Here is a 13,144-nt window from a genome sequence, read left to right on the forward strand (position 1 = left end):
GAGACGTCCCGCTGCCCTGGGTTGCTTCGCTCCGCTCGCAATGACGGAGGGGGCAGCGGAAAGTTGAGGAACCACCATGGGTCAGCCCTTCGAGCCGCCGTCCGGCGACGGCATCGAGAGCGTCGAGCTGAAATCCGCGCTGGAGGAGCGCTACCTCGCCTACGCGCTCTCGACCATCATGCACCGGGCCCTGCCCGATGCCCGCGACGGGCTGAAGCCGGTGCACCGGCGCATCCTCTACGGCATGCGCCTCCTGCGCCTCGACCCGAACACCGCCCACAAGAAGTGCGCGAAGATCGTCGGCGACGTGATGGGCGACTTCCACCCCCACGGCGACCAAGCGATCTACGACGCGCTGGTACGCCTCTCCCAGGATTTCGCGCAGCGCTATCCGCTGGTCGACGGCCAGGGTAACTTCGGCAACATCGACGGCGACGGCCCCGCCGCCTACCGCTACACCGAGGCCCGCCTCACCGAGGTCGCCCGCCTGCTGCTCGACGGGATCGACGAGGACACGGTCGATTTCCGGCCCTCCTACAACGGCGAGAAGGAGGAGCCCGTCGTCCTGCCGGCGGCCTTCCCGAACCTCCTGGCCAACGGCAGCCAGGGCATCGCGGTCGGCATGGCGACCTCGATCCCGCCCCACAACGCCGCCGAACTCTGCGACGCGGCGCTCTACCTGATCAACCACCCCGAGGCGACCTCGGGCCAGCTCGCCAAGTTCGTCCAGGGGCCGGACTTTCCCACCGGCGGCATCCTGGTCGATTCGGCGGAATCGATCGCCGAGGCCTACCGCACCGGGCGGGGCGGCTTCCGGGTCCGCGCCCGCTGGCACAAGGAGGATCTCGGCCGGGGCACCTGGAATGTGGTCGTCACCGAGATTCCCTACGGTATCCCGAAGGGCCGGCTGATCGAGAAGATGGCGGAGCTTCTCCAAGAGAAGAAGCTGCCCCTGCTCGCCGACGTCCGCGACGAGTCGGCCGAGGATGTGCGGGTGGTGCTGGAGCCGCGCTCGCGCAGCGTCGATCCCGTCATCCTGATGGAATCCCTGTTCCGGCTCACCGAGCTGGAAGCCCGGGTGCCGCTGAACCTCAACGTCCTCGTCGGCGGCCTCGTGCCGAAGGTGATCGGGCTGGCCGAGTGCCTGCGGGAATGGGTCGATCACCGCCGGGTGGTGCTGCAGCGCCGCTCCCGCTACCGGCTCGGCCAGATCGACCGGCGGCTCGAAATCCTCGGCGGCCTGCTCATCGTCTACCTCGACCTCGACGAGGTGATCCGCATCATCCGCGAGGAGGACGAGCCGAAGGCGGCGCTCATGGCCCGGTTCGACCTCACCGAGGTGCAGGCCAACGCCATCCTCGACACCCGCCTGCGGAGCTTGCGCAAGCTGGAGGAGATGGAACTGCGGCGCGAGTTCGACGCGCTCACCGCCGAAAAGGCGGAGCTCGACGCGCTGCTCGCCTCCGAGCCGGCGCAGTGGAAGGCGATCCAGGCGCAGATCCGCGCGGTGAAGAAGACCTTCGGGCCCGAGACCAAGCTCGGCCGCCGCCGGACCACCCTGGAGAACCCGCCGGACACGGCCGGGGTCGATCTCACAGCGGCCCTGGTGGAGCGGGAGCCGATCACGGTGATCGTCTCCGAGAAGGGCTGGATCCGCGCCCTGAAGGGCCATGTGGCCGACCTCTCGGGCGTGGCCTTCAAGGGCGACGACCGGCTCAAGCTCGCCTTCCCGAGCGAGACCACGCAAAAAATCCTGCTGCTTGCCTCGAACGGCAAGGTCTTCACCCTGGACGCCTCCAAGCTGCCGGGGGGCCGCGGCTTCGGCGATCCGGTGCGGCTGATGGTCGATCTCGACGACGGAACCGAGGTGGTGACGGCGCTGCCCTACCGGCCGGAGACCAAGGTGCTGATCGCGGGCTCCGACGGGCGCGGCTTCGTGGCCCCCGCCGACGCCCTCGTCGCCAACACCCGCAAGGGCAAGGGCATCCTCGGCCTCGACGGTGATGCCACCGCGACGGTGCTGGTGCCGGCGGACGGCGACCACGTGGCGGTGGTGAACTCGGAGAAGCTGCTCCTCGTCTTCCCCGTCACCGAGGTGGCGGAACTCTCCCGCGGCAAGGGCGTGCGGCTGCAACGCTGCCGCAGCGGGCAGCTCACCCAGGCCCACGTCTTCCGCCTGGAGGACGGCCTGCCCTGGCAGGACGGCTCGGCCGAGGGGCGGCTCGCCAACGCGGCGATCCTGGAGAAGTGGCTCGGCCACCGGGCGGAGGTCGGCCTGATGATGGCCCGCAGCTTCCCGAAGTTCGAGCGGTTCGGGCGGTGATGCTCCGCTGGCTGGCGCGGCGGCTTCAGCGGCGGCGCTACCTGTGGATCCGCGCCCGGCGGGTGGCCCGGCGGCTCCCGGAGATCCGGGCGGCGCTGAGGGCGGCGCCGCCCGGCTTCACCCTCGTGGTGGGCGATTCCCACGCGGAGTTCCTGTGCGCGCACCCCCTCGGGACGCGGCCGGTGGTGAACGGCGGCATCGGCGGCATCGAGACCGGCCCCTGCGCCGCCCGCCTGCCCCGGTTGCACCCACGCCACCGGGCGGGGGCCGCCGTGCTGGTGATCGGCTCGAACGACCTTTCGGTCCGGGCGCGCGCCCTCTCACCCGAGGCGACGGCGCGGTTTGAGGCGGCGGCCGCGGCGCTGATCCGCTGGTTGCGCGGCCACGCGGAGCGGGTGATCGTCCTCGCCCTGCCGCCGATGGACCCGGTGCCCGGCCAGGAGCGCGAGGCGGCGGCGGTGGAGGACTACTCGGCCCGCCTCGAACGGCTCGCGGCCGAAACCGGCTGCACCTTCGCCGACCCGTTCTCGGATCTGCGCGCGGGGCGGGGCGGGCTCGCCCGCCCGGGGGCTCTGAGCGACGGCGTCCACTTGACCGATTACGGCCCGGCGGCGCGGCGGGTCGCGGCGCTGTTGGGGTAGCAGCCGCCGTCATTGCGAGCGGAAGCGAAGCAATCCAGGGCAGCGAGACATCGACGGGCGTGGCGCATCCCTGGATTGCTTCGCTTCGCTCGCAATGACGACATGGGCTCCGTCTCAAATTCCCTTCACCGTCAACCCCGATTTTTCGTGCAACCGGTCGTGGATGACGGCAGGCCGAGCCTCGGCTAGGCTGGGCTCAAAGCGGCGCGCTCGGCGCAGCCTCAGACGTCGTGACGGGAGTGGGTGGAATGGGCGCGAGCGCCGGAATCGCCGAGGTGAAGCGCGACAAGCCGTGGATCATCCGCACCTATGCGGGCCATTCCACGGCCGCCGAATCGAACAAGCTCTACCGGGGCAACCTCGCCAAGGGCCAGACCGGCCTGTCGGTGGCCTTCGACCTGCCGACGCAGACGGGCTACGACCCGGACCATGAACTCTCCCGGGGCGAGGTCGGCAAGGTCGGCGTCTCGATCGCGCATCTCGGCGACATGCGGACCCTGTTCGACCAGATCCCGCTCGCCCAGATGAACACCTCCATGACGATCAACGCCACGGCGCCGTGGCTGCTCGCCCTCTACCTCGCCGTCGCGGAGGAGCAGGGCGCGCCGATCAGCGCCCTCCAGGGCACCACCCAGAACGACATCATCAAGGAATACCTGTCGCGGGGCACCTACGTGTTCCCGCCCGCGCCCTCCCTGCGGCTCACCAAGGACGTGATCCTGTTCACGACCAAGGAGGTGCCGAAGTGGAACCCGATGAACGTCTGCTCCTACCACCTGCAGGAGGCGGGGGCGACGCCGGTCCAGGAACTCTCCTACGCGCTCGCCATCGCCATCGCCGTGCTCGACACGGTGCGCGAGGACCCGGATTTCGACGAGGCGAGTTTTCCGGAAGTGTTCGGGCGCATCTCGTTCTTCGTGAATGCGGGCCTGCGCTTCGTCACCGAGATCTGCAAGATGCGGGCGTTCTCGGAACTCTGGGATGAGATCGCGCAGGAGCGCTACGGCATCGACGACCCGAAGAAGCGCATCTTTCGCTATGGCGTTCAGGTCAACAGCCTCGGGCTGACGGAACAACAACCGGAAAACAACGTCCACCGCATCCTGATCGAGATGCTGGCCGTCACCCTCTCGAAGCGCGCCCGCGCCCGCGCGGTGCAGCTGCCCGCCTGGAACGAGGCGCTCGGCCTGCCGCGCCCCTGGGACCAGCAATGGTCGATGCGGATGCAGCAGATCCTCGCCTTCGAGACCGACCTCCTCGAATACGACGACATCTTCGACGGCTCGACGGTGATCGAGGCCAAGGTCGAGGCGCTCAAGGCCGAGACCCGGGCCGAGCTGGAGCGGATCGGCGGCATCGGCGGCGCCGTGGCGGCGGTGGAGACCGGCGCCCTCAAGCGCGCCCTGGTGGAATCGAACGCCAAGCGCATCTCCGCCATCGAGGCGGGCGACCAGATCGTGGTCGGCGTCAACAAGTGGCAGCAGGGCGAGCCCTCGCCGCTGACGGCGGGCGAAGGCGCGATCTTCTCCGTCTCCGAGACGGTGGAGATGGAAGCCGCCAACCGCATCAAGACGTGGCGTGAGACCCGCGACGACGCGGCGGTGCAGGCGGCGCTGGGCGCGCTCGAAGAGGCGGCCCGCTCGGGCGCCAACATCATGCCCGCCTCCATCGCGGCGGCGAAGGCCGGCGTCACCACCGGCGAGTGGGGCTCGCGCCTGCGCGCGGTGTTCGGCGAGTACCGGGCGCCGACCGGCGTGACGCTGGAGACCGCCTCGGCGGGCGCGGCGGAGGAGGCGCGCCTCCTCATCGCCGACCTCGGCGAGCGCCTGGGCGAGCAGCCGAAGCTCGTGGTCGGCAAGCCCGGCCTCGACGGCCACTCCAACGGCGCCGAGCAGATCGCGCTCCGCGCCCGCGACGTGGGCTTCGACGTGACCTACGACGGCATCCGGCAGACGCCCTCCGAGATTGTCGCCAAGGCGAAGGAGACCGGCGCCCACGTGGTCGGCCTGTCGATCCTGTCGGGCAGCCACGTGCCGCTCGTGCGGGAGGTGCGTGCCCAGATGCGCGAGGCGGGGCTCGACCACATCCCCGTCGTCGTCGGCGGCATCATCTCGCCGGAGGACGAACTGGTCCTGAAGAACATGGGCGTGCGCGCGGTCTACACGCCGAAGGACTACGCCATCGACCAGATCATGATCGGCCTCGCCAAGGTCATCGAGAAGTCCCTCGACGGCAAGGCCAACCGCCCGCAGCAGGAGCCGGCGCAGGTCTACTGAAGTCAGGGTGTCCAGAGGGCGAGCCCTCCGGCGGGTGCAGGGCAGAGCCCTGCGAAGGACCAGGGGCCAGATATCCAGGGGCCAGATATCCAGGGGCTTTGCCCCTGGACCCCACCCAAGGACTTGTCCTTGGGGATCCCCTTATCCCACGATGATGGGGAAGCAGCGGGCGCCCACGGCGCCGGCCAGGGCCTGGACCGCGCCCACCGTGGCGACGTCGCCCGCCACGTGGACCACGTCCGTGGCGCGCAGGTGCGGGAGATGGGCGCCGAGCGAACCGGGGCGCACGTCCGGCGGCCTCTGGCGGCCCCGCTCGGCACAGAGCACGATCCGGCCGACGCCGGTGCCGCGCAGCCAATCGAGGCTGTCGCGCATGTAGAGGTCGAGGGCGTCGCGGGCCGAGACGGTGAGCGTCATGTCGCGGCCGGGCTCGATGTAGCGTGCCGCGTGGGCGATGGCCCAGATCGGGCCAAAACCCGCTCCCGACGCGGCGAGGACGAGGCGCCCTCCGCCCGGCCGGTAGTGGTTGCGTCCGAAGGGTCCCTTCAGCTTCACGTCCTGGCCGACGGCGAGGGTGTCGAGGGGGTCGCCGTCGGGATCGCGGGCGAGATGGAACACGGCCTCGGTGATCTCCGCCGAGCCATCGACCCGCAGGGTCGGGGCGAGGTCGAGGGGCGGCAGACCGGGCAGGCTCACGCTGAAATGCTGGCCCGGCTCGTGGAGCGGGCGGCGATTGAGGGAGGCGACGACCTCGACGACGCCCGGCCCGAGGCGGCGCAAACCGGTCAGCGTGCCCTTGAGGCTCTGGCGCGGCGTCTCGCGCGGCGCCCGCGCCGGGGTGGCGGCGTCCGCCCGCGTCTGCGGGATCTCGGGAAGGGCGTAGGGGGCCTCGCGCCCCCGCCGGGACGAGGACCGGCGGCTCGCCGGCGCGGCGGCCTGTCCCAGAAGGTTCACGCCGTGCAGGCCCGGCACCGGCGCGATCATCCCCTCGGCCAGGGCAGCCTCGAGCGGCGTGTCGCCGGTGGAACAACGGACCGAGCGGCCGTTGACGACGAGGGAGCAGCGCGCGCGCATGGACGGACCTTCGCTCCTCACCCTCGTCAGCGGACGCGTCAGCGGCCCTGCAGCAGCAGGCTGTCGACGAGTTCCGCCCAGCGCTCGCGGGTGGCGCGCACGTCGTCGTCAGGGGAGGATTCGGTCAGGACCTTGCGCTGGGCGCGGAGGGCCTCGACCTCCTTGCGCTGCGCCCGCAGCACGGCCTTCAGCACCTCCAGCTCGGTCTCGAGCCGGTCGAGTTCCGGGCGGACGGCCTGGGCGGGGGAGGGCGTCGGCGACGGGGTCGGCGGCACGGGCATCCCGTCGCGGCCGGGCAGGCGGGTCCGCCCCTGATGCGCGAGGCGCACCGGCCGCGCGATCAGGCGGCGCAGCAGATCGGGGCTCTCCGCCGTCTGGTAACGCCTCACCGCCTCGGCCATTTGCTGATCCCCACCCACGCGACCTGTGGAAGACTCTGCGTGTTCGTGGTTAAGGCGGGCTTAATCCGATCCGCGAGGAAGGGGGTCTCACGGCGACTTGCCTTACGCCGCCTCCGGCGCCGCGCCGACGATCTGGCGGGCCTGGAGCACGGTCATCGGCTCGCCGAAGGCCGGGCCCAGCGCGTATTCGCAGCCGAGTTCGGCGAGCGCCACGGCGTCGGCCTCGGATTCGCAGCCCTCGGCCACGATGGCGAGGTTCAGTTCGCTCGCCATCTTCACGATGGAGCGCAGGATGCCCGTCTGGCCCGAGGCGATCTGGCGGACGAAGGCGCGGTCGACCTTGATCGTGTCGAAGGGGAAGCGCTGGAGGTAGGAGAGGGCCGAGTAGCCGGTGCCGAAATCGGACAGGCACAGGCCCGCCCCGAGGTCGTGGATGCGCGAGAGCATCTGCGCCGCGTATTCCGGGTTCTCCATCACGAGGCTCTCGCTGAATTCGAGCTTCAGGGAGCCGGGGAGGGCGCCGGAGCGGGCGAGCACTGTCTTCACATCGTGCAGGAGGTCGTGGCGCAGGAGCTGCCGCGAGGAGAGGTTGCAGGCGGCGAAGATCGGCGGCTCGACCTCGAGGGAGCGCTGCCACGCGGCGAGTTCCAGCGCGGTGCGCTCCAGGGCGAAGATGCCGAGGTTGACGATGAGGCCGCATTCCTCGGCGAGCGGCATGAAGGTCGCGGCCGGGATGCGCCCGAGCTTCGGATGGTCCCAGCGCAGCACCGTCTCGAAGCCCGCCACGGTGCGGTCGTCGAGGCGCACCACGGGGTGGAACAGCACCCGCATCTCGTTGCGCTCGATGGCCTTGCGCAGGTCGCCTTCCAGCATCAGCCGGTCCGAGCGCTCGGCGCGCATGTGGGCGCGGAACACCTCGATCCGGTCGCCGCCCTGGCGCTTGGCCTGGATCATCGCGACCTCGGCGTTCTTCAGCACCTCGTCGCGCTTCAGCCCGGCCTCGTAGAGGGCGAGCCCGATCGAGACGGTGAGGAAGATCTCCCGGTCCGCATAGGTGATCGGCGTGGCGATGGCCCGCTGGATCATGCTGGCGAAGGCCAGGATCCGGTCGGGATCGCGCTCTGAGAGCAGGATCACCGCGAACTCGTCGCCGGCCAGCCGGGCGAGCGTATCCTGCGGCCGCAGCAGGCGGCCGAGGCGGCGGGAGAGGGTGAGCAGGATCGAATCGCCCGCCGAGAGGCCGATGGCGTCGTTGATGCCGGTGAACCGGTCGATGTCGAGGACCAGCACGGTGGGCTTCAGGCGGGGGTCCTGCCCGGCGAAGGCGAGCGCCGCGTCGAGGCGGTCGCCGAACAGCTCCCGGTTCGGCAGGCCGGTGAGGCTGTCATGCACGGCATCGTGCAGCAGGCGCTCCTCGGCGGTCTTCACCTCGGTGATGTCGGCGATGGTGCCGACCACGCGGATCACCTCGCCGTCGGCGCCGATCACCGGCCGCGCCTTCATCCGGTACCAGAAATAGCCGCCCGCCGCCGAGCGCAGGCGGAAATCGTGGACGATGCGGCCGCGCCGCTCCTCGATCACCGTGTCGAGGGCGGCCGAGTAGCGCTCCACGTCGAAGGGGTGCAGGGCGCCGAGCCAGTTCGAGGCGGGGCCTTCCAGCGCGCCGCGCGACAGGCCGAGCTGCGCCTCGATCTCGGGGCCGACGAAGATCTTGTCGGCGGGCACGTCCCAATCGAACACCACGTCGCCCGCGCCGGTGAGCGCCAGCGCCCGCCTCTCCGTGTCGGAGACCAGCGCGTGGGTCAGGCCGCTGCCGGCGAAGGCGTGCTGGAGCACGGTGAAGCCGATCAGCATCACGATCAGCACTAGGCCGCCGATCAGGGCCGGCTGGACCAGCTCGCTGCCGATCTGGCCCGTCACCGCGAAGCCCGCGGCCGTGACCCAGATCATCAGGAGGAGCCACGTCGGCACCAGCAGGATCGCCCGGTCGTAGCCGTTGTGGACCGAGAGGTAGAGGATCAGCAGCAGGCCGATCCCCGCCACCGCCGCGATGGAGATGCGCGCCACGCCCGCCGCCACGGGCGGGTCGAACACCGCGAGCCCGACGAGGCCCGCCAGGAAGGCGAGCCAGAAGAAGGCGACGTGGCTGTAGCGCACGTGCCAGCGGGCGAGGTTCAGGTAGGCGAACAGGAAGACGAGCAGCGTCGCCCCGAGCACGGCTTCCGCCGAGGCCCGGTAGACCCGCTCGGCGAGTTCGGTGACGGGGAAGACCCGCTGCAGGAAGCCGAAATCGATGCAGGCATAGGCCAGCACCGACCACGCCAGCGCGGCGGCGGCGGGGAAGATGATCGCCCCCTTCACCACGAAGACGATGGTAAGGAACAGGGCGAGCAGCCCGCTGATCCCGATGATGATGCCCTTGTAGAGGGTCAGCCCCGCCGTCTTCCGGCGGTAGGCGTCCTGATCCCAGAGGTGCAGTTGCGGGACGTTGGCGCTGCGCAACTCGGCGACGTAGGTGACCGTCGTGCCGGGATCGAGGGTGATGGTGAACTGGTCCGCGTCGGGGTTCTCGTCGCGCTCCGGGCGGATGCCCTGGCTCGCGGTGATGGCCGCGATGCGCGAGCCGCCGAGATCGGGCCAGATCACGCCCGAGCCGACGAGGCGGAAATGCGGGGCGATGAGGATGCGGTCGATCTGCTCGTCGGTGTCGTTCGTCAGCGCGAAGGCGATCCAGTCCGGCCGTCCGCCCGCGTCGCGGGCCTTCACGACGATCTTGCGCTTGATGCCGTCCTTGCCGGCGGCGGTGGAGATCTGAACGAGGTCGCCGTCCGACCGGTAGCGCTCGATGGCGCCGGTGAGATCGATCACCGGCTGGTCGAGGCCGACCCGCACCGCCTCGACGGCGTGGGCCGCGCCGCCGGTCACGAGGCCGCCGACCAGGATCAGGAGGAGGGCGAGGATGCGCAAAGGGCTGACGTGTCCGGCCGGGGTGGTGGCGACGGCCGCCCAGGCGGCCCCGATTGGTAAAGGCGACGTGAAAAACCGGCAAGGCCACGGGCGCGCCGGTCCACCGTTCGCGGATCGCGCTCCTTTGCGGCCAAATCAAGTTGATGGGGATTTACGCCGAGCTTTCCCCTCCCCCTTACGGGGAGGGGGAGTGCCGCGTATCCAGGGCTAGGCCCGCAGCCCCGCCGCGATCCGATCCACAGACGGCAGGCCCTTGATCGGGCCGATGGCGGCGAGCGTCGGGGTGCCCGCCAGCATGGTCTTCGCCACGGCGCGCACCTCCTCGACCGTCACCGCATCGACTTTGGCGATGACCTCGGAGGCCGGGATCACCCGGCCCCAGGCGAGGATCTGGCGGGCGTTGCGCTCGATCCGGCCGCCGGGGGTCTCCAGCGCCGAGAGCAGCGAGACCTTGAGCTGCGCCTTGGCGCGGGCGATCTCGGTGCCGTCGAGGTCCCTGGCCGCGCGGGTCGTGGCCTCCAGGGTCACGTCCACGAGTTCGGCCACGTCCGAGCCCGCCGTGCCGGCGCCGATGCCGAACAGGCCGCAATCGGAGAAGGGCCAGTGGAAGGCCTGGATCTCGTAGGCGAGCCCCCGCGTCTCGCGCACCTCGTGCCACAGGCGCGAGGTCAGGCCGCCGCCGAGCACCTGCGCGAACATGTGCAGGGCGTAGTAGCCCTCGTCCCGGAAGGAGAGGCCGGGCAGGCCGATCACGAGGTTCGCCTGTTCGAGCTTGCGCTTCAGCCGCCGCTCGCCGCCGCCGTAGCGGCCGGGCTCCATGGCAGGGGCCTCGGCGGCCGGGAGGCCGCCGAAATGCTGCTCGGCCGCCGCCACGATGGCCTCGTGGGTGATGCTGCCCGCCCCCGCCACGACGAGCCGGTCGGGCGTGTATTCCCGGGCGAGGTAGGCGCGGATGCCCGCCTCGTCGAAGCTCTGGATGGTCTCGGGCCGCCCGATGATCGGCCGCCCCACCGGCTGGCCGGGGAAGGCGGCCTCGGTGAAGGCGTCGTAGACCACGTCGTCGGGCGTATCCTCGATGGCCGCGTATTCCTGCAGGATCACGCCCTTCTCCCGGGCGAGTTCGGCCGCGTCGAAGGTGGCGTTCGTCAGGATGTCGCCGATCACGTCGAGGGCGAGGCCCGCATCCTCTCCGAGCACCCGGGCGGTGTAGCTCGTGGTCTCCGTGGAGGTGGCGGCGTTGATCTCGCCGCCGACGTTCTCGATCTCCTCCGCGATGTCGCGGGCCGAACGGCGGCTGGTCCCCTTGAACGCCATGTGCTCGATGAGGTGCGACAGGCCGCTCTCGTCCGCCCGCTCGTGGCGGGAGCCCGCGCCGACCCACACCCCGAGGCTCGCGGTGGCCACCCCCGGCATCGGCTCGGTCACCACGGTGACGCCGTTGCCGAGCCGCGTGACCTTGAGGGTCGGGGAGGCGGCGTGGGTCGAGAAATGCTGGTTCATGGGGAGCTTCAGCCGCCCTTCGTGATGCGGGCCCGCTCGCGGATCAGGCGCTCCACGGCTCCCTGGTCGTTGGCGATGCGGGTCAGGCGCTCGGGCCGGTCCATCAGGTCGGCGAGGTGCGGGGGCAGGGCCGGGCGCTGGCCGCCCGTGGCCTTCGCCACCGCATCGGGGAACTTCGCCGGATGGGCGGTGGCGAGCGCCACGACCGGCGTCGCCGGGTCCTTCGCCAGCAGCCGCCGCCCGGCATTCACGCCGATGGCGCTGTGCGGGTCGAGGGTCACGCCCGTCGCCGCGTGGGTGAAGGCGATCTCCTCCATCACGGCGCCCTCCGGCACCGCGTGGGCGTCGAACTCGTCGCGGATCGTGGCCAGCACCGCGTCGTCGAGGTGGAACCCGCCCGATTGCTTCAGCCCGGCCATGAGGCGCGACAGGCTGGAGGAATTCCGGCCGAGCGCCTCGAACAGCAGCCGCTCGAAATTCGAGGAGATCTGGATGTCCATGGAGGGCGAGGTGGTGGGTTCGACGCCGCGCAGCTCGTAGGCGCCGTGCTCCAGGGTGCGGACGAGGATGTCGTTGGCGTTGGTGCCGATCATCAGGCGCCGGATCGGCAGGCCCATCTTCTTGGCGACCCAGCCGGCGAGGATGTCGCCGAAATTGCCGGTCGGCACCGCGAAGGAGACCTCCCGGTGCGGGGCGCCCAGCGCCACGGCGCTGGTGAAGTAGTAGACCACCTGCGCCGCGACCCGCGCCCAGTTGATCGAATTCACGCCCGAGAGGCGGACCTCGTCGGCGAAATCCCCGTGCTGGAACAACGCCTTGACGATGTTCTGGCAATCGTCGAACGTGCCGTCAAGGGCCAGCGCGTGGACGTTGGGGGCATCGACCGAGGTCATCTGCCGCCGCTGCACCTCCGAGACCCGCCCGTGCGGGTAGAGGATGAACACGTCCACCTGATCGAGCCCCCGGAACGCCTCCACGGCGGCCGAGCCGGTATCGCCCGAGGTGGCGCCGACGATCGTCGCCCGGGTGCCGCGCTGGCGCAGGACATGGTCCATCAGCCGCCCGAGCAGCTGCATCGCCACGTCCTTGAAGGCGAGCGTCGGGCCGTGGAAGAGCTCCAGCAGGAACAGGTTGTCGTCGAGCTGGGTGAGGGGGCAGATCGCCGGGTGCCGGAAGGTGGCGTAGGCGTCGTCGATCATCCGGTCGAGGGCGGCGTCGGCGATCTCGCCGTCCACCAGGGGGCGCAGCACGCGCTTGGCGGCCTCGGCGTACGGCTTGCCGGCGAGCGCGGCGATCTCCTCGCGACCGATTCGCGGCCAGGTCTGGGGCACGTAGAGCCCGCCGTCGCGGGCGAGCCCCGCCAGAAGGGCATCCGAGAACGAGAGCGGCGCGGCCTCGCCGCGGGTCGAGACGTGGAGCACAGGGGCCTCCGTGGGAAGGCGGTCCGTCTACACGATGCGGCCGTGCGTGTCGAAGTCGGATCGGTCTGGAAACCTCACGCGCTGATCCCCGGGGCCTTGGTCAGGCGGCAGCCGGTGATGCGCCATGTGCCGTCGGCCTGCCGTTCCAGGGTGTATTCGGCGGTCCAGTCGGTGCCGCCCTCGTCCTGGATCGCCACGCTCTGGCTCACCGTGGTCTCGCCGAGGTCGCGGGCTTGGCCGAAGACGAAGCTGCGGTGGCGGTACACCGGCTGGTACTGGCTGCGCACCATCCCGAGGAACAGGTCGGCGTTGGGGAAGATCTCGCGGATCGCCGGGGCGGCCTGGGCGTAGGCGGTGGGGGCGTCGTCCCGGCCGAGCGCCTCCGTCTGCAGGACGATCACCGCCCGGGCGGCCGCCTGCTCGGGCTCCCCGGCCACCGCCGGGAAGGGGGCGGCGCCCATCGTGGCGAGGAGGGCGAGGGCGAACCTGACGCGCATCGGCAGTCACTCCATGGGAGCAACTTCCGATTGTAGGCGCCGGG

General features: G+C 70.9%; 9 protein-coding genes. 3 read left to right on the top strand and 6 right to left on the bottom strand.

Annotated features, from left to right (window positions below; genetic code table 11):
* The first annotated feature begins 76 nt into the window (after positions 1 to 76).
* From parC to MFF06_RS00170, 3 genes are all read left to right on the top strand, one after another.
* Positions 77 to 2,323 carry a DNA topoisomerase IV subunit A gene (parC, locus tag MFF06_RS00160; RefSeq protein ID WP_238200950.1) on the top strand — a complete coding sequence of 749 codons (2,247 nt, stop codon included), beginning with the start codon at positions 77 to 79 and terminating at the stop codon, positions 2,321 to 2,323.
* The gene (locus tag MFF06_RS00165) at positions 2,323 to 2,964 is read left to right on the top strand and encodes an SGNH/GDSL hydrolase family protein (RefSeq protein WP_238200951.1); all 642 of its coding nucleotides are present in this window, start codon (positions 2,323 to 2,325) and stop codon (positions 2,962 to 2,964) included. Before parC ends, MFF06_RS00165 begins: the two co-directional genes overlap by 1 nt.
* A gap of 248 nt (positions 2,965 to 3,212) precedes the next feature.
* The gene (locus MFF06_RS00170) at positions 3,213 to 5,240 is read left to right on the top strand and encodes an ethylmalonyl-CoA mutase (protein ID WP_238200952.1); all 2,028 of its coding nucleotides are present in this window, start codon (positions 3,213 to 3,215) and stop codon (positions 5,238 to 5,240) included.
* A 141-nt stretch (positions 5,241 to 5,381) separates the two neighbouring features.
* Here MFF06_RS00170 and MFF06_RS00175 read toward each other — a convergent pair whose 3' ends face one another.
* From MFF06_RS00175 to MFF06_RS00200, 6 genes are all read right to left on the bottom strand, one after another.
* Positions 5,382 to 6,314 (bottom strand): ferredoxin reductase domain-containing protein, encoded by a 933-nt coding sequence (locus tag MFF06_RS00175; RefSeq protein WP_238200953.1) that lies wholly within the window; start codon positions 6,312 to 6,314, stop codon positions 5,382 to 5,384.
* Between the two features lie 38 nt (positions 6,315 to 6,352).
* Positions 6,353 to 6,715, bottom strand: coding sequence for a hypothetical protein (locus MFF06_RS00180; protein ID WP_238200954.1), 363 nt, complete (start codon positions 6,713 to 6,715; stop codon positions 6,353 to 6,355).
* A gap of 102 nt (positions 6,716 to 6,817) precedes the next feature.
* Entirely contained in the window at positions 6,818 to 9,682 is a 2,865-nt protein-coding gene (locus MFF06_RS00185) for an EAL domain-containing protein (RefSeq protein ID WP_238200955.1), read from the bottom strand.
* A 207-nt stretch (positions 9,683 to 9,889) separates the two neighbouring features.
* Positions 9,890 to 11,182: a M16 family metallopeptidase gene (locus MFF06_RS00190; RefSeq protein WP_238200956.1), complete on the bottom strand. Its 1,293-nt coding sequence runs from the start codon at positions 11,180 to 11,182 to the stop codon at positions 9,890 to 9,892.
* 8 nt (positions 11,183 to 11,190) lie between these two features.
* Positions 11,191 to 12,603, bottom strand: coding sequence for a threonine synthase (thrC, locus tag MFF06_RS00195; RefSeq protein WP_238200957.1), 1,413 nt, complete (start codon positions 12,601 to 12,603; stop codon positions 11,191 to 11,193).
* A gap of 74 nt (positions 12,604 to 12,677) precedes the next feature.
* A complete protein-coding gene (locus tag MFF06_RS00200) occupies positions 12,678 to 13,100 on the bottom strand; it encodes a DUF4864 domain-containing protein (protein ID WP_370876728.1) in 423 nt (140 codons plus the stop codon).
* Positions 13,101 to 13,144: the final 44 nt, after the last annotated feature.

This window comes from Methylobacterium aerolatum, from assembly GCF_022179085.1.
GTDB classification, from domain to species: domain Bacteria; phylum Pseudomonadota; class Alphaproteobacteria; order Rhizobiales; family Beijerinckiaceae; genus Methylobacterium; species Methylobacterium aerolatum.

What these genes read in the sequence shown, in the direction of transcription:
- parC (WP_238200950.1), top strand. Translation starts at nt 77, where the DNA reads ATGGGTCAGCCCTTCGAGCCGCCGTCCGGCGACGGCATCGAGAGCGTC.
- MFF06_RS00165 (WP_238200951.1), top strand. Translation starts at nt 2,323, where the DNA reads ATGCTCCGCTGGCTGGCGCGGCGGCTTCAGCGGCGGCGCTACCTGTGG.
- MFF06_RS00170 (WP_238200952.1), top strand. Translation starts at nt 3,213, where the DNA reads ATGGGCGCGAGCGCCGGAATCGCCGAGGTGAAGCGCGACAAGCCGTGG.
- MFF06_RS00175 (WP_238200953.1), bottom strand. Translation starts at nt 6,314, where the DNA reads ATGCGCGCGCGCTGCTCCCTCGTCGTCAACGGCCGCTCGGTCCGTTGT.
- MFF06_RS00180 (WP_238200954.1), bottom strand. Translation starts at nt 6,715, where the DNA reads ATGGCCGAGGCGGTGAGGCGTTACCAGACGGCGGAGAGCCCCGATCTG.
- MFF06_RS00190 (WP_238200956.1), bottom strand. Translation starts at nt 11,182, where the DNA reads ATGAACCAGCATTTCTCGACCCACGCCGCCTCCCCGACCCTCAAGGTC.
- MFF06_RS00200 (WP_370876728.1), bottom strand. Translation starts at nt 13,100, where the DNA reads ATGCGCGTCAGGTTCGCCCTCGCCCTCCTCGCCACGATGGGCGCCGCC.